The sequence below is a fragment of the Streptomyces megasporus genome (assembly GCF_000718985.1).
Lineage (GTDB): Bacteria > Actinomycetota > Actinomycetes > Streptomycetales > Streptomycetaceae > Streptomyces > Streptomyces megasporus.
The window spans coordinates 105,929-127,092 of record NZ_JODL01000015.1 but is presented as its reverse complement, the minus strand read 5'-3'; the positions used below and the strand labels follow the sequence as shown (position 1 = coordinate 127,092).

Here is a 21,164-nt window from a genome sequence, read left to right as displayed (position 1 = left end):
AGAAGACGGCATACGAGATGTAGAGAGGTCTCGTGGGCTCGGAGATGTGTATAAGAGACAGGGCGGGAGGTGGGTCGGGGCCCGGCGAGCGGTTAAGGTCACCCCCATGACGAAGTGGGAATACGCGAAAGTTACACCACACACCATGGCATGAGCAATACGGCCACTGACCTGCGGAAACGTGACGCTCGGGGCGTCAGCGCTACCGGGCCGAACCCCTCGCCCCTCGGGCCGGGGGCTTAGTCGCCCTTGGGCCCGTCGGTAACGAACGAACCTTGCCCCAGCACCGTTCGCAACCGCCCCTCGCTGCGAGGCTGCACCACGGCCTTTTGCGCGGTCGATTGGCTCACCTCGAACTCAGCCGCGATAGCCACCGTTCCGGGGAACCGCTCACCCGGCTTGTACTTCCCAGCGTCGATACGGCGGCGTAGTTCGTCGGCCACCTGTGGCCACACCGGCACGGAACGATCAAGGTTCATGGGATCAGCGTGCGCGGTTCCGCGAGTTTCGGCTATCGCGGTACTGCGCTAGTGCGGTAGTGCGGTTACGCGGTAGTTTGGTCACGCAACGAAAGTGCCCCGCGACACGGGCTAGGTGTCCGGGGCTGTGGCCGATCGCTATAGGGAGCGACCGACATGCGAACGATAACCCGCGCTCTCCTCGGATGGCTGTTCCCGCCGACTGGACAGCGCAGAGCCGAGGAACCGCCGGCCGAGCCGACCGATCCTGTCCGCCGAACGCTGATCACGACCAACCGCGCCGTACCGGTGGAGATCATCGACGGCGACACTTCCCCGCTGGTTCGGCCGTACGTGATAGCGCACGAACAGTTCGCGCCGGAAACCCTCGGTCAAGACTCGGGAACCATCTACGTTCATGGGGGCGCGTCGTGACAGGAACCATCCGAGCGACGTTCTGTCAGCACGACGAATACCAGCCGGCCACGGTCGAAGTGGCATTCATCCCCGGCAACTCTGGCCCCGGTGTCTCGGTAGTGGCGTGCACCGAGTGCGCAGCGAGGAAGCTTCGCCAGGACGCGAATGCCGTTCGCCGGCAGCCGACCGAGGGGGACCGGTGAAGACAGCGCCAAAGTACGTCAGCGCCGAATGCCGGTTCCGTTACTGCGACGAGTGCTCCGAGGGGAAGCCGCCGGCACGGCCGGTAGAGGGGTTGGTGTACCTGATCTGCACGTGCCGTTGTCATGGAATGGCAGCGATTCGTGAAGCCAACATGAGAGCAGCGCGCAAACAACAGCGATAGAACCGCGAGAGGAACCCTCGGTGGTGCAGCCGGCCGCCGGGGGTTTCCTTATGCGCTGGAATCTGACGCAGCGTCAAAAACGCAAATAACCCCCGACAGTCGCCCTCGCTGTGAGAGTGACTATCGGGGGTTATCGAATGTTTGTGCGATATTACCGAGGAGCGTTCCTAGGTGCTTACGCGGGTTCCTCGGCCAACGGGGGTGTCCACTCCTCGTAAGGGATCTTTGCCCATTTCGAGCTATTGCACGGCTGACAGGAAATAGCGATGTTCTCTAGCCGGTTACTGCCACCACGAGACAGCGGAACTATGTGGTCCCGGTGCCAATCCTCGCCCGGATCGCTGCCGCACCAGAAACAGCCGTAAGCGTCGCACTCCTCGGCGCGGCGTGCGATATCGGAGTCTGTCCAACCGTCGTTATCAGCGCCGTGCAGACGTGCCCGGCGGCGGCGTTCTTTGGCGCGTTCCTTATCGGGATTCTCGGCGCGGTACCGGACCATATACGCGCGCCTCTCCTCGGTGTGCTCGGCGTACCACCGGGCGACGTAAGCGCGGCGCTTCTCGGCGTACTCCTTGTGATACCAGGCGGCATATGCACGCTGACGTTCGGTGTTCTCGGCGTACCACTGTGCATTAGCGGCGCGGTGACACTCGCGACATCGGGATTCTCGCCCGTCTGGTTTTCCGCTGTTCTTATTGAACTGCGACAGAGCCTTGACGGCATAACAGTGAGAACAGCTTTTCGCCGGTACGCCCCTGCTCCGCAGCGCCCGGTTATAGCGTCCTCGCGCCTTACGGTCGGCCAGCGGGTGAGGCTTGCGCGCTGTGAATCGCGCCCATTCCGGCGCGTGCTCTCTGGTGATGATCACGTGTGTTCCTCTCCTCGCACCTAGGAACGTTCCTAGGTGCCCTATCGCCTACGGCCGTAATTCCTCGGGTGTCCCTGACGCACTCTCGGCCTACGCGGGAACTCCTCGGCCGAAACCTCGGCAGGCTGGACAACCGGCAGCGAGCGAGGAAACCGGTAAGCAACCATCCCGGCCGGGGCCGGCGCATCCGAGGGAATCCAGCCGTTTGGCGTCCACACAACTCGCTGCGGTTCGGCGCTCATCCTCGCCGCCCGTAAGCCTCGAACAATTCGCACAGCACAGGGCCGGTCCGAGGATCGAAAAGACCAAGAGCACGGATTCCCGCGAACAGCACAGCGTCAGTGTTCGCGTCCCTGCCCATAGCTACGCCACCCTCGGTAAACGCTGTGAACGACCGATGCCATTTTCGGCAGCGCGAGCTGCAATACAAACGCCGACCTTTCCCGCTGCTCCGAGAATCACCTAGCCGACCGCAACCGGGCCGTATGCACTTACGCTGTTCACCATTCATCGGAACTCTCACAGTCGTCACAGCGGGGGTTGCGGTAATCAGGATGCCCTAGATCAATTGCGAACATGCGCACGCTGCGGAGTCGGCCACACTCGCGGCAACGCCTACGCGCGCCGTAGTCGATATCGACTCGAATCAGCTTGCTGTCATCGCGCATTGGCGGACTCCTCGACCATGGCCAGATACCGGCGGCCGGTGCGTTCACTGACGCCGAAATGGTCAGCGATCATCTGTCCGGTCACGCGCTGCCCACTGGCGGACAGTGCGGCAATGGCCGTACGGATTACCTCGGGGCTAGGTGGAGTGACCGGCGAACGCTGACCGGACGGGCGGTCATCCTCGGCGCTCTGTCCGGCCATGTCCGGGCCCGTGTCCGCGACGCTCTCAAACGGCCTCTCAGCGTCCTTACGCGGCTCTGTCGGCCGGTCAGTAGGCCGGTCATCCTCGCGGCCCTCAGACAGCCTCTCAGCGCCGTTACGGCCCACAGCGGCAAGGTGCATTAGGTGACCGGCCACAAGAGGCGGAACGGCCGATACAGCGGCAACCATGACCGGCCCGACCGACAGATAACCGGACATGATCAGATGCGCGGTCACCTGCGCAGTCAACGCGAGCAACAGCGCCATTCCCGCCCCGATCCTCGCTGACCGGCTGTCCGGACAGGTGGCCGAAATGACCGCAGCAACAGCGGCGTACGCCGAAACCACAAGCGGCATGAGAACGGCCACGCTCGGCGACCAACCGGCCATGACCGCTAGCTGATATTCGCCCGGTGCGGACATGGCCAGCGCAGCGAGTAGGACAACCGGCCGGCCGCCCGTAGCCGCAATGCGTGCGTATAGGGGAAGTCTCATCGTGTGTTTCCTTTCGAAGAAAACGGGGGGCCGCTCAACGCTGTTGAAAGGAAGAAAGACAGCGGAGCGGCACCCCCTAACCGGGCGACGGCCAAACCGCCCGGTGGCTTATGGATCACACCTAAACGTCAAGGTGTGGTGCGACGAACAGCGCAACGGCCAGACCAGCGGAGCGCGGGCAGGTGCAACACCGACGATTCAAGCGGCGGAATACCAAACCCAATACCGCGTGCGGAATACAGCGCCGAGCGTTCAAGGTCGCGGACGGTGAATTCAAGGGAGCGGAACCATCCGTCAATCGCATGATCCCGGTTCACCTCGGCCAGCATGACCGCGTGTGCTGCGTCGTAGAAATACGGCGCGGACAGTTCCTTATCCGTAAGCCAGTCGGCGGCGTCCGTACTGTAAATGCGCGCTGCCTCGGGGTGCTCGCTGAGTACGTCACGCACAACAGCGGGAGCGGGAGCGCTAAGCGTTAGCAGGTGTTCCACACGGACCGGCAAAGGGACGGCTGAGGAATAACGGCGGCGGCTCATCCTCGGGTCCCCCATCGGGCCAGCGCAGCCTTACGCGCTGCATCGCTCCGCGCCTTAGCCGCTGCGGCCTCGGTCATATCCACGATCTCGGCGTGAGTCTCGCGCGGGAGGTTAAGCGACTTGAGCAACGCCATAAACGTCTTACGGTGCTTATCGGCCTGTTCTAGCGCGGGGTTAATCTGCGGGCCGTAGCGTCCCTGAACAATCGCACCGTGTTGGGCGATAGCCGATTCCATCAGGGCTAGCTCATCGAGAATGCGGGCGGCCTCATCAACGATGCGGGCGTGATCCGGGTCAAGGTCGAACGCCTCCGTAATCTCGTCACGGAATGCAGCCGACCGGCTGGTTTCAGGCATGGCACCTCCTTACGGTGCGTGTTGGTTTGCTGGAGCTGGGAGCGCTGCGGGCACGCATTCCGGTGACTGCTATACGGTCCCGGTCCGGAAGAGGGCCGTTTGGGGGTGGGCCCCCACCCTTCCAGTCACATTCGGTGACATTCAGCGAGGCTACGCAGCGTGAATTCAGCGAGGAATGTGCACGCGTTCAATGCGTGCATTCATAACCAGGAAGAATGAAAGCGGGGCCGGTGGTCCTATACCGACCCCGCCAAAACAACCGGGCTACATCAGGTAGTTACGCCGGTCGGCCGTCGCCTTTCGTTCCTCGGCCAACTCCTCGGCTGCCTCGGCAATCTCGCCTAGCGGCATCGTGAAGAAATCACCAGAGAACAGCGGGTGATCCTCGTTGAACTGCTTTTGCAGCATATTTAGCGAGGTAGACACATCGGCGTTTCCCCACCCCGTGCCGCGAAGCGGTAGATGGTAACGAGCTTCCTCGGGAATAGCGTCTAGGTGGTTCACCGTGAGGTTAACTAGAGTGCCGTATCGCCGGCGCGTCGCGTTGATGTGGCCAGCGGCAGCCTTGAAAGCCTCGGCTGCCTTTTCCCGCTGCGCCTTGAACTCGGTAATAACGGCCTCCCGGTACTCGTTGAGAAACGCCGTATCGTTTAGCAGCGAGTCGTAAGACTTTCGCGCCCGACGTAGCTCGGTCACAGTCTCACTCAGAACCAGCGAGCATCCCTCTAGGGCAGCGTCAGCCTCGAATGCCTTAGCAGCCGTGGACGGGGCCTTAGTGCCCTTTCGCAGCGCCTCGGCGTGTGCCTTAGCGGCATTCTTCCGGATGGCCTCGGCTTCGCTTTCCAGCTCATGCCAGCGCGCCTCTAGGTCGTCGCAAAAGTCGCTTAGCTCCCGCACCTTCTTCCAACGCTCAGCGGCTACGGCCGGCGCTAGGTCACAGTGCCACGGATCAATACCGAGTAGCTGCGCCTCATCCGTCCAAATCTTCTCGGGCGGCGTGGCCCGGTTGACCTTCTCGGCTAGCTCATTAACCTTCGCCTTAGTCCGGTCGGCAGACTCCAGCGCAATACGAACATTGCTGGGAGCTAGTTCTAGCTTCATTTCGGGTGTTCTCCTCGGTTAGAAACGGCTCTTGATACGGGCGGCGATCTTTTCACCCTCGACGCGATCTAGGTAAGCGTCTCGACGCTTTTCCCATTCCGCGCGCTCATCCATTCGTACATAAAAATCGTCAGCGTCGGGGCCGGGAACGAATGGCTCTGGATCATCAGCGCGGAAACGACTTATCGCGTCTTCCCGCTCTCGCCACTCACTCGACCACTCGGCAGCGTTTCGGTTTGCCTCGGCCTCTCGCTGTGCAGCCTCACGCTCTCGCGCCTTTTCCTCGTAATGGTCGAAGTGACCGAGGGTGGGGCGGCTGCTCTGTGCCCGCTTACGGGACCAGCGCTCGGCGTAATCGCGGTTGTGGGTAGAGCTACCACCGGAACTACTAAGCTCAGCCCAATTCCATGAGCCCATACGGTGTTCCTCTCGGGATACGAAAAATGCCCCCTTACCGGCCGGGTCTCTGCACAGACCACACAGCGGGTAAGGGGGCAAGCGGTGAGCGCCACGCCGTAAACGTCAGTACGCGCGTGAGTTATCCTCACCGAAGACTAAGGGGGGTGCGGGTGCAGCCGCGAGGGGATCACCTAGGAACGTTCCTATGTGGGCGGGCAGCCGGCCAGACAAGGAGAGAAAATCTGACCGGCCGGGCAACGCCGAGAGAACGTCCGAAGGGTGACCCCGTAACAGAACCTTTGGAATCGGCCCTACCCGTGAGAGAGTGAGTTTGTTAAGGGAAAGCGCCGTTTAGGGGCGGAATTCCGCACGGGGCCGAGGGATGGTTATACAGCCGTTACGGTGCACCGGCACCACAGCGAGGAAGGCCGCGAAAGCGAGAGGGGCGGTAACAGATTTCTTGTTACCTGACCCTTCCTCCTATACACGTATGGGGAGAAGGTACAGGTAACAACTTTTCTATGACCGCCCCACCGCTAAAGCGCGCTTTCCCGCTGTCAGCGCTGCGTTTGGTCGAGAATTCCGGGGCCGAGCGGCTCAGGCTTCACGATGTGTGCGGGCGGGTCAGACAGCAGGTAGATACCTCGGTACATCCAACCCTTGCCCTTTCGCTGAACCTCGGTGACCCCGTTCGTCTTTAGGTGGTTCTTAACGGAGCTGGGCTTAAACTTGCCCGACGTTTCGCCGTTGTCCTGGCACCATTCTTTTAGCGCCCGGTTGAAATCGGACCGCTTAACTTCGCTGTCGTCGTCGTAGTCGAATACCTCACCGATGAGAGGCTTTAGCGGGTCCACCTCTTCCTTGTGGTGCTCGGTCGCAGCAACGACACTCAGCGGGTCGCGCAAGCCTTCGGCGTAGTAGCGGACTGCGCCACGGACAACCCATGCGGCTACACCCTCACGCTCCGGCCCCTGGATCGTTGGTTCTAGGTCCGGGTCTCGCCGGTCAGCGAAGCTCTGTCCGAACAGAACGGCCTTAGTGCGGGCCCATAGCGCAGCACCACCCGAACCGAATTCCGGCAGATAGTTGGTAGCGAGCACGATGGTAAAGGTGGGCTCGAAAGAGAACACCTTTCCGTGAAGGTGTCGGGTGTTGATTCGGTCCCCACCGGAAAGGTTCTTGAGTAGCGCCGTATTCATCGGCACACCCTGGTTACCTTCCTGCGCCACGACTAGCCGCTTACCGCGCAGCGCTGCGATTTGCTCAGTGTGGACAGCCTGACCGCGCACGTTCTCAAAGATGGTGAACGGAACCTCATGCACGATATCGTGACCGAACACCTTTTGCATGGTGCGAATGGTGGTGCCCTTGCCGTTCCGGCCGTGCTCTCCGTACCAAACGCCTAGCGCGTGCTCGCGTACCTCGCCGGTAATCGCCATTCCTAGAAAGGTCTGGTAGTACCGCTGTAGCTCGGGGTCGCCGGGGAAGATTTCCTCTACGAATCGCAGCCAGCGGGGGCACTCGGCATCGGGCACGTAATCGACTAGCGCGCACTGCGTCAGCATGTCGGCGGGATCGTGCGGCTTTAGTTCGCCGGTTCGGAGGTCCACGGTGCCATTGCGGAACGTCAGCAAGTGGCGGTGTGTGTCGAGATCATCGACCGTGGCTCGGAGCTGCGGCAGGACGGACATTTCCGCGACGATTGCGCGCCGCTGGAAGTTAACGAGCATCTTGTTAGCTGCGGCGGCAGCCCAATTCATGTCAGCGGGATTGTCGGCCCCGTGGCGCATGAGGATTCGGGCGGCATCGGTAATCGCCTGCATGGCCGCGCCGTCGTCGCCGGTTGCTTCCCAGATTCGGCCATTCCAGCGGTACCAACCAACGTGCTGCACGTGGCGTAGCTCGTGGCCGCACTGGTCGGCAACGAACCGCGCAAAGTTCACGTGCCGAACCTCGGGGTCAATGCTTAGTAGTTCACGCTGTCGGGCCCAGTAGGCGTTATCGAAGTTCACTTGTCGTTCTCCAGGAATGCGAGTGCGGCGGCGGCGTTGCGGGCGGTGCGGTTACGGCGTGGCTTGCTTTCGGGTGCGTCGGGGGTGCGGTACGGGTCGGGGAAAATCAGTTGGTCGCTAGACAGCGCACCGGGCCCGTAGTCGTTGAGGAGTTCTATTCGTTCCTCAACCCATACGATCAGCGCGTCTACTCGGGCGCGCTGCTTTTCTGCTTCGGTCATTCTCGTGTGTCCTCTCGGCGTGGCACCTAGGAACGTTCCTAGGTGGGGGTGTTTCCTCAGCGAGTAGCGCCGTACGTCTTGCGCTGGTAGTAGGCACGGCTACGGCATGAGCGGCTGCAATACTTCGGTCGCTGTCCCGTTCCGCAGTAGGGCGGGAGCGGCTTACCGCAGTTGCACTTAGTGCGCATTAGCTCTCCTCCTTGGATGCATCCAAAATCGGACCAAAGAAAAGACACCCCCTCAGCGAGCGGGTGTCTTGCTGTCCCTCAGAGAGCGAGCGAGTTAAGCGGCCTCGGCGCGCTGTCTCTTGCTCTCGGAGTGCAGAGAGTGAGTTTGTTAAGAACAGCAGGTCAGGGGCCGAATGCCCGCAACTGACATCACATAGAGTAGTCGTTTGACTACAGAACTCCTGTGCGGCCCTCAGAGCGTTTCACGCGGCTGACCCGGTAGTCGGCGGCACCGAGGGGCGTAGAGCGCCGTAGACGGCCGTCTAGCGCTTCCTAGGCGGTATTCCTCGGCTAGCCGGCGAACGGCGCTCACAGCGGCCCCTGTGGCTTCCTGGCGGTAAGGCGTAGCCGCGTCTCCACCCTCGGCACAGCACTGCCCGTTGAAAACGGTTGTAGGGCTGTCTGCGGGCACACGAAAGGGCCCGGCGGTACCCAAGTACCAACCGGGCCCCTGTAGGGCGTCAGACGACCGCCTAGGCAGCGTCCTCCTGCCCGCGCTGGTTCGGCTTGGCCCATGTGATCGTGACGCGCGGTTCCACAACCGGCGCAGCCTTGTTTCCTCGGCTCTTTTCGTCGTCCCGTGCCTTACGGATCTCCACGCGCTCACAGAACAACTTGACCAGCGCGCGCCGGTCGTTCAGCGATGCACGGTCCCACCACGTACCGGGGCCGATCGGGTCGCCGTTCCAGTCGTCGTCATGACTGAGCCATTCCGAGATAGGCAGCGTGGGAACGTCAGCTTCCCCAAGTTCAGCCATGAGGGCATCACATGCGGCTAGACGTTCCTGCTGTGCCTGTACGTCCTTGCGCCACCGTGCCCGGCCGATCTCATCGCCCCGGTACAGGTCGGCATCGTCGTAGAGCTGTTCCAACGCCCGCGCAGCGTCGGCCCGTTCCTGTACCACCGTGCGCCGTTCCTGGGCTCTCTCTGGGCTCTCGTTGGCCTCTCCGAACCGCTGTGCGGCGGCAGCGAGGATGTCCGCTGTCTCGGGGTCGTCCTCGGCCGTAGAGATCAGAGCGAAGATGCGACGTGCGACAAGATCATCGACACCGGCCCGGCTGATGTATGAGCCACCGTCATGCTCACCCGGTTTGGGCTTGACCCCCTTGGGGCGAGAGCAGAAGTACGAACCGCCCACCGGCCGCGCAGCGTTGTTGGCACTCATCGGCCGTCCGCACTCGCAGTAGAGAACTTCCATGCTGGTAAGTAGGGCTGTGGTCCGGTTCTCGAACTTGCGCTTCGGGCGACTGTCTAGCCACTCCTGCAACTCGAACCAGTCGCCCGGTTCGATGATCGGTTCCCACGCCTGAATCGGGGCCCCGTTCTCGTCTCGCCGGATGCGGTGCCCGACTACCCGCTTCTTTTCAGGGTTCGTCTTCTGCTTCTCGTAAATCGGGTCGGTTGCGAACCCTGCAAGGTGCGGATGCCGGAGCATGGCGGCAAGGGTCTTGATGTGCCACGCGCCCCCGGCCGTCTTCTTCCCTCGCGCGGTTCCCTGCGTCGGCACACCCTCGGCGTTGAACTGTCGCACGATGCTTCCGAGGGAACCGGGCACCTCCTTACCGGTGGGCTTCTCAGTGATCGCGCGGTGCTTGTATTTGCGGATGATCCACCACACCCGCTGAATGATCTTCGCTTGCTCCGGGTCGGTGTCGAGTAGCTGAATGGCAATCGGCTTGCCGTCGGCGTTGTATCGGGTCACCTGACGCAGCCTCCGGCCGAACGGTGCCTTACCGCCGACGTACCCGCCGAGGGCCCGCGCTTGCTTCACAGCGTCACGGACGGCCGTGCTCTTGTTCTGGCTCTCCTGGTGCGCGCCGTCCAGACGGAAGATGAGGTGGATCAAGTCCAAGGTGTCTTTCGGCCGGAAAACACCCTCGGTCGTGCTGATGATCGTTACGCCGAGGCTGTGAAGTTCGTTCACGATCCCGAGAGCATCGGTCGGTTCCAGTCGAGACAGACGGCTGACGTTGTAGACGATGATCACGTTGATACGGCCCATACGGCACTCACGGATCAGCCGCTCAAATTCGGGGCGCTCTACGCCGCTGAACGCGCTTATGCCTACGTCCTCGAAGTGGCCGCACCATTTGGCCTCTCTGCCGTCGCGGGCCACCTCAGCGGCGAACGTCTCGAACCGCGCATAGTTGGCGCTGCGCTGCGCTGCCGGGCTGGCCTCGCTGCCGTTCTCTCGGCCGTAGCTCTGTCGTCCGTATGCTGCAACGTGCAAGTTCATGCCGGTTACCACCTGCGGAGTGATCATGGCGACATCATGCCACCGTAAATGGGAATACGCGACCGTGCCGCTGCTCGTGCACGCGACCAAGCAGATCCTGGACACCTGGGGCGAGGACGGCTGGGAACTCGTCCAGGTCGTGCCGGGCCCGAACCCCGAACAGCTCGTGGCGTACCTCAAGCGGGAGAAGCAGTGAGCGGAGCCGTCGAGGCACGTCTGGACGAGTTGGGGCTGACCCTGCCGGAGGTGGCGGCCCCGCTGGCCGCGTACGTGCCGGCGGTGCTCACCGGCTCCTACGCGCAGACCTCCGGGCAGCTTCCGCTGGTCGACGGCAAGCTGCCGGTGACCGGCAAGGTCGGCGCCGAGGTGACGCCCGAGGAGGCCAGGAGGCTGGCCGAGGTCTGCGCGCTGAACGCCCTGGCGGCGGTGAAGTCCGTCGTCGGCGACCTGGATCGGATCACCCGGATCGTCAAGGTCACCGGCTTCGTCGCCTCCGCTCCGGACTTCACCGGCCAGCCCGGTGTGATCAACGGTGCCAGCGAGCTGTTCGGCGAGGTCCTCGGCGACAAGGGCGTGCACTCCCGCAGCGCGGTGGGCGTCGCGGTGCTGCCGCTCGACGCGCCGGTCGAGCTCGAGGTCCTGGTCGAGCTGGCGGACTGAGCGGACGGACGGGCCGGGTGCGGCGTCGGGACCGTGACCTCGGGCCGTGATGTTCGGGGGTGTTCGCGGGGATGTTCGAGAGCACCCCTCGAACATCCCCGCTCGCGGTCGTACGATCCGGCCATGCCGTCAACGCCGTCGCCTTCCGCGCCTCCGTCGTCACAACCGCCTCACCCAGAACAGCCGTCACAGCAGTCACAGCCGTCCCCGGCCGGGGACGGCCAGTGGTACCCGCCCGAGTGGCCCGACCGCATCCGGGCCCTGACCGAAGGGCGGCTCACCCCCGTGGAGCCGCGCCGGGCGGCGACCGTGATGCTGCTGCGGGACACCGACGACGGTGGCCCGGTCGTCCACATGCTGCGCCGTCGCGCCTCCATGGCCTTCGCCGGGGGCGCCTACGCCTATCCGGGCGGCGGCGTCGACCCGCGTGACGAGAGCGACCGGCACGCCCTGGCCTGGGCCGGCCCGTCGCGCGAGGAGTGGGCGCGCCGGCTCGGGGTGGCCGAGAAGGTCGCGCAGGCGGTGGTGTGCGCGGCCGTGCGCGAGACCTTCGAAGAAGCGGGCGTCCTGTTGGCGGGCCCGGACCCGGAGACGGTCGTCGCCGACACCACGGGCGAGGACTGGGAGGCGGACCGGGCGGCGCTCGTCGCGCGCGAGCTGTCCTTCGCCGACTTCCTCGCCCGCCGCGAGCTGGTGCTCCGCAGCGACCTGCTGGGCGCCTGGGCGCGTTGGATCACCCCGGAGTTCGAGGCGCGCCGCTACGACACCTGGTTCTTCGTCGCCGCCCTGCCCGAGGGGCAGCGCACCCGCAACGCCTCCACCGAGGCCGACCGCACGGTGTGGATCCGTCCGGCGGACGCGGCCGCCGGCTACGACCGGGGCGAGTTGACGATGATGCCGCCGACCATCGCCACCCTGCGGCAGATCCGGCCGTACCCCGACGCCGCCGCGGTGCTCGCCGCCGCCGGGGAGCGGGACCTGACGCCGGTGCTGGCCAGGGCCAGACTGGAGGAGGACGGCGCCGGCGGGTCGCGGGTGGTGCTGAGCTGGCCGGGCCACGAGGAGTTCACCAAACACGTGCCCACAGGACGGACGTCCGCGGGCGGAGGCGGGGGAGAGACGGCATGACGGACGCGGCGGCACTCCCCGGACAGCCGCGCGGCGGCGTGATCGACGGCACGGGCACCACCCGCGCGGTGTGCGTGCTCGCCCCGAACCCCTCGCCGATGACGCTGGACGGCACCAACACCTGGATCGTCGCCGAGCCGGACTCGTCCCTGGCGGTGGTCATCGACCCCGGACCGCTGGACGAGGGGCACCTGCGCAAGGTGATCGCCACCGTGGAGCGGACGGGCAGGAGGGTGGCGCTGACGCTTCTGACCCACGGCCACGCGGACCACGCCGAGGGCGCCGCCCGCTTCGCCGAGCTGACGGGGACGGCCGTCCGCGCGCTCGATCCGGCGCTGCGGCTGGGCGACGAGGGCCTGACGGCCGGGGACGTGATCACCACCGGCGGCCTGGAACTGCGGGTGGTGCCGACCCCGGGGCACACCGCGGACTCGCTCAGCTTCCACCTGCCCGCCGACGCCGCGGTGCTCACCGGCGACACGATCCTGGGGCGCGGCACGACGATGGTGGCCCACCCCGACGGCCGGCTGGGCGACTACCTGGACTCGCTGCGGCGGCTGCGCTCACTGACCGTGGACGACGGCGTGCACACGGTGCTGCCGGGCCACGGGCCGGTGCTGGACGACGCGCAGGGGGCCGTCGAGTACTACCTGGCGCACCGCGCCAAGCGGCTCGCGCAGGTGGAGACGGCCGTCGAGAACGGTCACCGCACGGCCTCGGAGGTGGTGGCGCACGTCTACGCGGACGTGGACCGCACGCTCTGGCCCGCCGCCGAGCTGTCGGTGCGGGCGCAGTTGGAGTACCTGGAGGAGCACGGCCTGGTGTGACGCCGGCGCGGTGTGGGACGGCGCGGGCCGTGCTCCGGTACCGGCCGCGGCGGGGGACGCGGCCGCCGGGGAAGGGGACTCAGCGGGAGCGCTTGGCCAGGCGCTCCACGTCCAGCAGGATGACCGCGCGGGCCTCCAGCCGGAGCCAGCCGCGGCTGGCGAAGTCGGCGAGCGCCTTGTTGACCGTCTCGCGGGAGGCGCCGACGAGCTGGGCCAGCTCCTCCTGGGTGAGGTCGTGCACCACGTGGATGCCCTCCTCCGACTGCACGCCGAACCGGCGCGACAGGTCCAGCAGCGCCTTGGCGACGCGGCCGGGGACGTCGGAGAAGACCAGGTCGGACATCGAGTCGTTGGTGCGGCGCAGGCGTCGGGCGACGGCGCGCAGCAGCGCGGTGGCGACCTCGGGGCGGGCGTTGAGCCAGGGCTGGAGGTCGCCGTGGCCCAGGCCGAGCAGCTTGACCTCGGTCAGCGCCGTGGCCGTGGCGGTGCGCGGGCCCGGGTCGAACAGGGACAGCTCGCCGATCAGCTCGCCGGGGCCGAGGACGGCCAGCATGTTCTCGCGGCCGTCGGGGGAGGCCCGGTGGAGCTTGACCTTGCCCTCGATCACCACGTAGAGCCGGTCGCCGGGCTCGCCCTCGTGGAAGAGGGCCTCGCCCCGGGCGAGGGTCACCTCCGTCATGGAGGCACGCAGCTCGGCAGCCTGCTCGTCGTCAAGCGCAGCGAAAAGCGGGGCGCGCCGCAGAACGTCGTCCACGAGTTCTCTCCTTGTCGACCTGCCCACGGGACTGTCGCCCCCATGATGCCGGACGGTAAAACAGTGCGATCAATCACAAGTTTGACGTACCCGGGGCCGGGCGGAGGCGTCAGGGGGCCGATTGGGCCCCCGAATCGGCGGTGAGCGGGGCGGATGTCGTTGCTCCCCCGTACGCTGGCCGGGTGGCCAACACCCCGGTGAGACCGGATGGAAAGGGGGCGTACGGGTGACGGTGTCCCGTGGCTCTTCCCGTGATTCCGCTCTGGGCGAACAGAAGCCCGCCAAACGAGTCGCGGCGGCGAGAGCGACGAGAGCGGCGAGCGGAGGCAAGCCGGAGTCCCGGCTCGCCATGGTGCGCCGTGCCCGGCGCATCAACCGCGAGCTGGCCGAGGTGTACTACTACGCCCACCCCGAGCTGGACTTCGAGAACCCGTTCCAGCTCCTGGTGGCCACCGTGCTCTCCGCCCAGACCACCGACCTGCGGGTCAACCAGACCACCCCCGCCCTCTTCGCCGCCTATCCCACCCCCGAGGAGATGGCCGCGGCCGATCCCGAGCGGCTGGAGGAACTGATCCGCCCCACCGGGTTCTTCCGCAACAAGGCCAAGTCGCTGCTCGGGCTCTCCGCGGCCCTGCGCGACCGTTTCGACGGAGAGGTGCCCGACAGCCTGGAGGCCCTGGTCTCCCTGCCCGGCGTCGGACGCAAGACGGCCCACGTGGTGTTGGGCAACGCATTCGGCAGGCCCGGCATCACCGTGGACACGCACTTCGGGCGGCTGGTGCGCCGCTGGAAGCTGACCGAACAGACGGACCCGGAGAAGGTCGAGGCCGAGATCGCCGAGATCATCCCCAAGAGCGAGTGGACGATGTTCTCGCACCGGGTGATCTTCCACGGCCGCCGCATCTGCCACTCCCGCAAGCCCGCGTGCGGGGCCTGTCCGATCGCCTGGTTGTGCCCCTCTTACGGGGAGGGCGAGACGGACCCGGAGAAGGCGAGGAAACTGCTGAAGTACGAGATGGGCGGCCTGCCCGGCCAACGACTCAAGCCACCGGCGGACTACCCGGGGCAGCCCGCGCCGCCGCTGGGCGCGGGGTGAGGCTCATGAGTCACGTCCACCACGTACACGAGGCGCCCGGCCGCTCTGTCACCGGATCCGCCACCGGGTCTGTCACCGGATCCGCCACCGGGCCCGTCACCGTCACCGACCAGGGGCTGCCCGACTGGCTCCGCCCGGTCGCCGAGGCCGCCGCGACGGTGCGGGCACGGCAGCTCAGCCGCTTCCTGCCGCCCAAGGAGGGCGGGCGGCAGTCGGCCGTCCTGGTGCTCTTCGGGGACGGAAACCGCCGGGAGGACGGCACGGAGGGCGGTGAGCCCCGGCCCGAGCTGCTGCTGACCGAACGGGCGTCCAGCCTGCGCTCCCACGCCGGACAGCCCTGCTTCCCCGGTGGCTCCCTCGACCCGGAGGACGGGGACCCGGAGGGCGAGGGGCCGCTGCGGGCCGCGCTGCGGGAGGCGGAGGAGGAGACCGGGCTCGACCCGTCCGGGGTGCAGATCTTCGCCCGGCTGCCGCGCGTCTACATCCCGGTGAGCGACTTCGTCGTCACGCCCGTGCTGGGGTGGTGGAAGGAGCCGAGTCCGGTGGCGCCGGTGGACCCGGCCGAAACGGCCCGGGTGTTCACCGTGCCGGTGGCCGACCTCACCGATCCGGCGAACCGCGCCACCGTGGTGCACCCCAGTGGCTACCGAGGCCCGTGCTTCTTCGCGCGCGGAGCCCTGGTGTGGGGCTTCACGGCCGGGATCATCGACAGGGTGCTGCACTTCTCCGGTTGGGAAAGACCGTGGGACACCGAGAGGCACGTCCCCCTCGACCGGCACGCATGAGACGGTGAGCGACGTGAACGTGCTGGACGTACTGCTGCTGCTCGCCGCCGTGTGGTTCGCGATCATCGGCTACCGCCAGGGTTTCGTGGTGGGCGTGCTGTCGGTGGCCGGGTTCCTCGGCGGTGGACTCGTCGCGGTCCACCTGCTGCCGATCATCTGGAACGAGGTGACCGACGGGGCGTCGCCCGGCACGCTGGGCGCGGTCGCGGCGGTGGTCGTGGTGATCGTGTGCGCCTCGGTGGGCCAGGCCTTCACCACCCACCTGGGCAACCGGCTCCGCGGCCACATCACCTGGTCCCCCGCGCGGGCCCTGGACGCGACCGGCGGCGCGCTGGTGAACGTCCTGGCCATGCTGCTCGTCGCCTGGCTGATCGGTTCGGCGCTGGCCCGCACCACCCTGCCCACCCTCGCCCGCGAGGTGCGCGACTCCACGGTGCTCCAGGGCGTCTCCGGAGTGCTGCCGGACGACGCCGACACCTGGTTCGCGGACTTCACCTCCGTCCTCGCGCAGAACGGGTTCCCGCAGGTCTTCTCGCCGTTCGCCAACGAACCCATCACCTCCGTGGACCCCCCGGACCCGGCGCTCGTCGACAGTCCGGCCGTGGTCCGCGCCAAGCGGTCCATCGTCAAGGTGACGGGGACGGCGCCCAGTTGCGGCAAGTCCCTGGAGGGCACGGGTTTCGTCTTCGACGAGGGGCGCGTGATGACCAACGCGCACGTCGTCGGCGGCGTCGACGAGCCGGCCGTGCAGGTGGGCGGCGAGGGCCGGCTCCACAACGCCACGGTCGTCCTCTACGACTGGGAGCGCGACATCGCCGTACTCGACGTGCCGTCACTCGACGCGCCGGCGCTGCGGTTCGCGCGGGACGACGCGGAGACCGGTGACGACGCGATCGTCGCGGGCTTCCCCGAGAACGGCGGGTTCGACGTCCGCTCCGCGCGGGTACGCGGACGCATCCAGGCCACCGGCCCGGACATCTACCAGCGCGGCACGGTGCGACGCGACGTCTACTCCCTGCACACCACCGTCCGGCAGGGCAACTCCGGCGGCCCGCTGCTCACCCCCGACGGAAGGGTGTACGGCGTCATCTTCGCCAAGTCCCTGAAGGACGACAGCACCGGGTACGCCCTCACCAACGACGAGGTGCTCCCGGACATCCGGCAGGGGCGCGCGGCCCAGGGTCCGGTGGACAGCCAGGGCTGCGCGATGTGAGGCGAAGACGACGCCGGGGCGGACGCCGGGATGGCGGGGCGGTGGCCGTCAGCCGCGGGTATGCCGCAGCCGCGCGCCGACCCAGCGGGCGCGCCGGCGCAGGATGTGGGGAATGCCGAGTCGGGGATCGCGGGGATCACGATGATCCAGCGGGGAATGCGGGGACGAGCCCCGCGCGCTGCTCTGTTCCCTGATGTCGCGTGACACGTCACGGTAGTCGTGCGTCCAGCTCATACCCCGGACTCTGCCCGGGCCTCAAGGTCGGTAATCGCCCAATGGTCCGTCAATTGGCCTATGCGCGCGACACGTGCCCATATCATCGGTCCGGTTCGGGGTCCTTGAGCCAGTCGATCAGTTCCGTGGTGAACGCCTTCGGGTCCTCCTCGTGCGGGAAGTGGCCGAGCCCGTCGAAGAGACGCCAGCGGTAGGGGGCCTCCACGTACTCGCCCGAGCCCGCCGCGCTGCGGGTGCGCATCACCGGGTCGAGGGAACCGTGCAGATGGAGGGTGGGGACGCGGACCGGGCGCTTCATGCGCCGGTTGAACTGGAAGCCGTCCAACCGCGCCAGCGACCGGACCAACCAGCGGTACGGCTCGATCGAGCAGTGCGCGGTGGACGGAACGCACATCGCCTGCCGGTAGACCTCGACGGCCTCCTCCTCCGGCAGCCGCGGCCCGGACCACTCCCGCAGCAACCGACCGACCAGCGCCCCGTCGTCCGCCACCAGCCGGCGCTCGGGGAGGAAGGGGCTCTGGAAACCCCAGACGTGCGCGCCGGCCGCCGTCTGCCGGGGATCGCCCAGCATCGCCGCGCGCCAGCGGCGCGGGTGCGGCATCGAGGCCACGGCCAGCCGACGGATCAGCTTCGGACGCATCACCGCCGCCGTCCACGCCAGGTAGCCGCCCAGGTCGTGCCCGACCAGCGCCGCGTCCGGTTCGCCCAGCGAACGGATCACACCGGTGACGTCGAGCGCGAGGTTCGCCGGGTCGTACCCCCGGGGGGTGCGGTCGCTGCCGCCCACCCCCCGCAGATCCATCGCGACCGCGCGGTAACCCGCCTCGGCCAGGGCGGGGAGCTGGTGCCGCCAGGTCCACCAGAACTGTGGGAAACCGTGCAGCAGCAGCACCAGCGGGCCCTCGCCCATCTCGGCGATGTGGAAACGAGCGCCGTTGGCCGCGACGTCCCGGTGCGTCCAGGGGCCGTCCATCCGGACGACGGACGAGGGGGATGACGAGGAGGGGTCGGGGGGTGTGGTGCCGGTCATTCCTGTCGTGCCCGTCTTGTCGCTCATGCGGAAGAGCGTGACATGCGCTCGATGGCCTCGGGTGCCGTCCTCCCCTTCGGGACGGCCCGCGGGTGCGGCTTGACGTTCGACAGCAGGGCCGCCGACTCCTTGGCCGAGGCGATCGAGCGCCGCGGCGGCTTGACCTTGGACAGCTTGGCCTTGGCCAGCAACAGGAGGATGGCCGCGAGCACCAGGTACACGCCGCCCACGATGGTGAAGGACCAGGCGAGCCCGATCCCCAGGTTGTGGATGCCGTACGCGGCGGCGAAGCTGAACACGGGCAGCGAGAAGAGCAGCAGCACCCCCGCCGCGACGGCGGCGCCGCTGCCGATCGCGCCGCGCTTGACGTCCTGCCGCAGTTCGGCCTTGGCCAGCGCGATCTCCTCGTGGACCAGCGCGGACAGCTCGGTCGTGGCCGCGGCGACCAACTGGCCGACGCTGCGGCCGTCTTCGGCTGCGCTCATCGCGTGCTTCCTCCCGTCGTGGGCTATCGAATGGGTCAGATCATGCCGGACCGCGGTCCCCGGCGTCGCGGCGGCGAGCCGTCGGAGCCCGGTCGAGGCGTATCTCACCCCTGATCTCACCCCCTACCTTGCCCTGTTCTCGCTCCTTCCGGTCCCACCCCGCCCGACGACGGACGCGGGGCGTGCCGGCCACCGTGTCGACGGCGGCCGGACGCCCCGCGTCCGTCGTGTGCCGGCTGTGCTCGTGTGCCGGCGCGGCCTCGCTCAGTCGTCGCCGCCGGTGGAGCCCGGCAGCTTGGCCTGGATGAGGTCCATCACCGTGGAGTCGGTGAGGGTGGTGACGTCGCCCAGCGCCCGGTTCTCGGCGACGTCGCGCAGCAGGCGCCGCATGATCTTGCCGGAGCGGGTCTTGGGCAGCTCGTCCACGGGCAGGATGCGCTTGGGCTTGGCGATCGGGCCGAGGTGCTTGGCGACGTGGGCGCGGAGCTCCTCGACCAGGCCCTCGTCCTCGGCGGCGTTGCCGCGCAGGATCACGAAGGCGCAGATGGCCTGGGTGGTCTGCGGGTCGGCGGCGCCGACGACCGCGGCCTCGGCGACCTTCGGGTGGGAGACGAGCGCGGACTCGACCTCGGTGGTGGAGATGTTGTGGCCGGAGACCAGCATCACGTCGTCCACCCGGCCCAGCAGCCAGATGTCGCCGTCGTCGTCCCTCTTGGCGCCGTCGCCCGCGAAGTAGCGGTTCGGGAAGCGCGACCAGTAGGTGTCCAGGTACCGCTGGTCGTCACCCCAGACCGTCCGCAGCATCGACGGCCACGGCTCGGTCACGACGAGGTAGCCGCCCGAGCCGTTGGGGACCTCGTTGCCCTCGTCGTCCAGGACGGTCGCGGAGATGCCGGGCAGCGGCACCTGCGCCGAACCGGGCTTGGCCTCGGTGACGCCCGGCAGCGGGCTGACCATGATGGCGCCGGTCTCGGTCTGCCACCAGGTGTCCACCACCGGGGTGCGGTCGCCGCCGATGTGGTGGCGGTACCAGACCCATGCCTCGGGGTTGATCGGCTCGCCGACCGAGCCCAGCACGCGCAGCGAGGACAGGTCGAACTTCGCCGGGATGTCGTCGCCCCACTTCATGCAGGTGCGGATGGCCGTCGGGGCGGTGTAGAGGATCGTGACCTTGTACTTCTCGACGATCTCCCACCAGCGGCCCTTGTGCGGGGTGTCGGGGGTGCCCTCGTACATCACCTGGGTGGCGCCGTTGGCCAGCGGGCCGTAGACGATGTACGAGTGGCCGGTGACCCAGCCGACGTCGGCGGTGCACCAGTAGACGTCCGTCTCCGGCTTGAGGTCGAAGACGGCGTGGTGGGTGTAGGACACCTGGGTGAGGTAGCCGCCGGAGGTGTGGAGGATGCCCTTGGGCTTACCCGTCGTGCCGGAGGTGTAGAGGATGAACAGCGGGTGCTCGGCCTCGAACGCCTGAGGGGTGTGCTCCTCGGACTGGCGGTCCACCAGCTCGTGCCACCACACGTCCCGGCCCTCGGTCCAGGCGACCTCCTCGCCCGTGCGGCGGACGACGAGGACGGTGCGCACGTTCTCGGTGCCCGGCTGGGTCAGGGCCTCGTCCACGGCGGGCTTGAGCGCGCTGGGCTTGCCGCGCCGGTAGCCGCCGTCGGAGGTGATGACGACCCGGGCGTCGGCGTCCTGGATGCGGGAGGCCAGCGCGTCGGCGGAGAATCCGCCGAAGACCAGCGAGTGCGGGGCGCCGATACGGGCGCAGGCCAGCATCGCCACGACCGTCTCGGGGATCATCGGCATGTAGATCGCGACCCGGTCGCCCGCCTGGACGCCCAGCTCGATGAGGGCGTTGGCGGCCTTGGAGACCTCGCGTCGCAGCTCGGCGTAGGTGATGGAGCGGGTGTCGCCGGGCTCGCCCTCGAAGTGGATGGCGACCCGGTCGCCGAGGCCCGCCTCGACGTGGCGGTCGACGCAGTTGTAGGCCACGTTGAGCCGGCCGTCCTTGAACCACTTGGCGAACGGCGGGTTGGACCAGTCCAGCGTCTCGGTCGGTTCGGTCTCCCAGCTCAGTCGACGGGCCTGCTCGGCCCAGAAGCCCAGCCGGTCCGCTTTCGCCCGTTCGTACGCCTCCGCGGTGACGTTGGCGTTCGCTGCCAGCTCGGCGGGCGGCGCGAACCTCCGTTCCTCCTTGAGCAGGTTGGCCAGGCTTTCGTTGCTCACGACATCTCCCTTTCCCAGGGTGTCTGCTGTGTCCCAGGTCTTAGCTCATCAGCCCATGTGCCTGCTGACAAGACTTGTCTGCCAGGTGGTGTAGACCTTTTGCGCCCAGGGGTTCATGTGCGTCGGCGAGCGGGCGACGAG

The 21,164-nt window shown here is 67.1% G+C and carries 22 protein-coding genes; 8 read left to right on the top strand and 14 right to left on the bottom strand.

Annotated elements, in window-relative coordinates; translation table 11 throughout:
• Positions 1 to 239: 239 nt before the first annotated feature.
• Positions 240 to 479 carry a winged helix-turn-helix domain-containing protein gene (locus IF47_RS0114855; protein ID WP_031509249.1) on the bottom strand — a complete coding sequence of 80 codons (240 nt, stop codon included), beginning with the start codon at positions 477 to 479 and terminating at the stop codon, positions 240 to 242.
• A 156-nt stretch (positions 480 to 635) separates the two neighbouring features.
• Here IF47_RS0114855 and IF47_RS30725 point away from each other — a divergent pair, with 156 nt between their 5' ends.
• Positions 636 to 893: a hypothetical protein gene (locus tag IF47_RS30725; RefSeq protein ID WP_157839972.1), complete on the top strand. Its 258-nt coding sequence runs from the start codon at positions 636 to 638 to the stop codon at positions 891 to 893.
• Positions 894 to 1,435: 542 nt separating this feature from the next.
• On the opposite strand, the gene IF47_RS30720 is transcribed toward IF47_RS30725, so the two are convergent.
• From IF47_RS30720 to IF47_RS27810, 8 genes are all read right to left on the bottom strand, one after another.
• Positions 1,436 to 2,128 carry an HNH endonuclease gene (locus IF47_RS30720; RefSeq protein ID WP_157839971.1) on the bottom strand — a complete coding sequence of 231 codons (693 nt, stop codon included), beginning with the start codon at positions 2,126 to 2,128 and terminating at the stop codon, positions 1,436 to 1,438.
• A 657-nt stretch (positions 2,129 to 2,785) separates the two neighbouring features.
• On the bottom strand, positions 2,786 to 3,265 hold the full coding sequence (locus IF47_RS28760; RefSeq protein WP_157839970.1) for a helix-turn-helix domain-containing protein: 480 nt from the start codon (positions 3,263 to 3,265) through the stop codon (positions 2,786 to 2,788).
• Between the two features lie 356 nt (positions 3,266 to 3,621).
• On the bottom strand, positions 3,622 to 3,942 hold the full coding sequence (locus IF47_RS30715) for a hypothetical protein (RefSeq protein WP_157839969.1): 321 nt from the start codon (positions 3,940 to 3,942) through the stop codon (positions 3,622 to 3,624).
• Positions 3,943 to 4,025: 83 nt separating this feature from the next.
• A complete protein-coding gene (locus IF47_RS0114840; protein WP_051717690.1) occupies positions 4,026 to 4,385 on the bottom strand; it encodes a hypothetical protein in 360 nt (119 codons plus the stop codon).
• Between the two features lie 264 nt (positions 4,386 to 4,649).
• Complete coding sequence (locus IF47_RS0114835) at positions 4,650 to 5,486, bottom strand: hypothetical protein (RefSeq protein WP_031509246.1); 837 nt, start codon at positions 5,484 to 5,486, stop codon at positions 4,650 to 4,652.
• A gap of 956 nt (positions 5,487 to 6,442) precedes the next feature.
• On the bottom strand, positions 6,443 to 7,897 hold the full coding sequence (locus IF47_RS27815) for a DNA primase family protein (RefSeq protein ID WP_157839968.1): 1,455 nt from the start codon (positions 7,895 to 7,897) through the stop codon (positions 6,443 to 6,445).
• The gene (locus tag IF47_RS30710; RefSeq protein ID WP_157839967.1) at positions 7,894 to 8,118 is read right to left on the bottom strand and encodes a hypothetical protein; all 225 of its coding nucleotides are present in this window, start codon (positions 8,116 to 8,118) and stop codon (positions 7,894 to 7,896) included. The genes IF47_RS27815 and IF47_RS30710 overlap by 4 nt, the downstream gene beginning before the upstream one ends.
• 700 nt (positions 8,119 to 8,818) lie before the next feature.
• Positions 8,819 to 10,609, bottom strand: coding sequence for a recombinase family protein (locus IF47_RS27810; protein WP_051717688.1), 1,791 nt, complete (start codon positions 10,607 to 10,609; stop codon positions 8,819 to 8,821).
• On the opposite strand from IF47_RS27810, the gene sp36 reads away from it, so the two are divergent.
• From sp36 to IF47_RS0114805, 4 genes are all read left to right on the top strand, one after another.
• Positions 10,608 to 10,778, top strand: a complete 171-nt coding sequence (gene sp36, locus IF47_RS30200) for a Sp36 family protein (RefSeq protein ID WP_106982560.1) — start codon at positions 10,608 to 10,610, stop codon at positions 10,776 to 10,778. The two genes, IF47_RS27810 and sp36, sit on opposite strands and share 2 nt — an antisense overlap.
• Positions 10,775 to 11,242 (top strand): RidA family protein, encoded by a 468-nt coding sequence (locus IF47_RS0114815; RefSeq protein ID WP_031509243.1) that lies wholly within the window; start codon positions 10,775 to 10,777, stop codon positions 11,240 to 11,242. The genes sp36 and IF47_RS0114815 overlap by 4 nt, the downstream gene beginning before the upstream one ends.
• A gap of 123 nt (positions 11,243 to 11,365) precedes the next feature.
• Positions 11,366 to 12,370 carry an NUDIX hydrolase gene (locus IF47_RS0114810; RefSeq protein ID WP_245641118.1) on the top strand — a complete coding sequence of 335 codons (1,005 nt, stop codon included), beginning with the start codon at positions 11,366 to 11,368 and terminating at the stop codon, positions 12,368 to 12,370.
• Complete coding sequence (locus IF47_RS0114805; RefSeq protein ID WP_031509241.1) at positions 12,367 to 13,197, top strand: MBL fold metallo-hydrolase; 831 nt, start codon at positions 12,367 to 12,369, stop codon at positions 13,195 to 13,197. Before IF47_RS0114810 ends, IF47_RS0114805 begins: the two co-directional genes overlap by 4 nt.
• Positions 13,198 to 13,276: 79 nt before the next feature.
• On the opposite strand, the gene IF47_RS0114800 is transcribed toward IF47_RS0114805, so the two are convergent.
• Positions 13,277 to 13,951 (bottom strand): Crp/Fnr family transcriptional regulator, encoded by a 675-nt coding sequence (locus IF47_RS0114800; RefSeq protein ID WP_031509240.1) that lies wholly within the window; start codon positions 13,949 to 13,951, stop codon positions 13,277 to 13,279.
• Between the two features lie 349 nt (positions 13,952 to 14,300).
• Between IF47_RS0114800 and nth the strand changes: the two genes are divergently transcribed.
• Genes nth through IF47_RS0114785 form a run of 3 tightly spaced genes read left to right on the top strand, consistent with a single transcriptional unit; the run spans position 14,301 to position 17,045 of the window.
• Positions 14,301 to 15,047: an endonuclease III gene (gene nth / locus IF47_RS28755; protein WP_031509239.1), complete on the top strand. Its 747-nt coding sequence runs from the start codon at positions 14,301 to 14,303 to the stop codon at positions 15,045 to 15,047.
• 5 nt (positions 15,048 to 15,052) lie between these two features.
• Positions 15,053 to 15,832: an NUDIX hydrolase gene (locus IF47_RS27805; protein ID WP_078591831.1), complete on the top strand. Its 780-nt coding sequence runs from the start codon at positions 15,053 to 15,055 to the stop codon at positions 15,830 to 15,832.
• Positions 15,833 to 15,845: 13 nt separating this feature from the next.
• Positions 15,846 to 17,045: a MarP family serine protease gene (locus IF47_RS0114785; protein ID WP_031509237.1), complete on the top strand. Its 1,200-nt coding sequence runs from the start codon at positions 15,846 to 15,848 to the stop codon at positions 17,043 to 17,045.
• Positions 17,046 to 17,093: 48 nt separating this feature from the next.
• Here IF47_RS0114785 and IF47_RS31535 read toward each other — a convergent pair whose 3' ends face one another.
• The 4 genes from IF47_RS31535 to acs all read right to left on the bottom strand — a co-directional run bounded on the left by IF47_RS31535 (position 17,094) and on the right by acs (position 21,023).
• The gene (locus tag IF47_RS31535) at positions 17,094 to 17,279 is read right to left on the bottom strand and encodes a hypothetical protein (protein WP_078591830.1); all 186 of its coding nucleotides are present in this window, start codon (positions 17,277 to 17,279) and stop codon (positions 17,094 to 17,096) included.
• 82 nt (positions 17,280 to 17,361) lie between these two features.
• The gene (locus tag IF47_RS0114780; protein WP_031509236.1) at positions 17,362 to 18,309 is read right to left on the bottom strand and encodes an alpha/beta fold hydrolase; all 948 of its coding nucleotides are present in this window, start codon (positions 18,307 to 18,309) and stop codon (positions 17,362 to 17,364) included.
• A 23-nt stretch (positions 18,310 to 18,332) separates the two neighbouring features.
• Positions 18,333 to 18,794 carry a phage holin family protein gene (locus IF47_RS0114775; protein ID WP_031509235.1) on the bottom strand — a complete coding sequence of 154 codons (462 nt, stop codon included), beginning with the start codon at positions 18,792 to 18,794 and terminating at the stop codon, positions 18,333 to 18,335.
• Between the two features lie 264 nt (positions 18,795 to 19,058).
• On the bottom strand, positions 19,059 to 21,023 hold the full coding sequence (gene acs, locus IF47_RS0114770) for an acetate--CoA ligase (protein ID WP_031509234.1): 1,965 nt from the start codon (positions 21,021 to 21,023) through the stop codon (positions 19,059 to 19,061).
• Between the last annotated feature and the right edge of the window lie 141 nt (positions 21,024 to 21,164).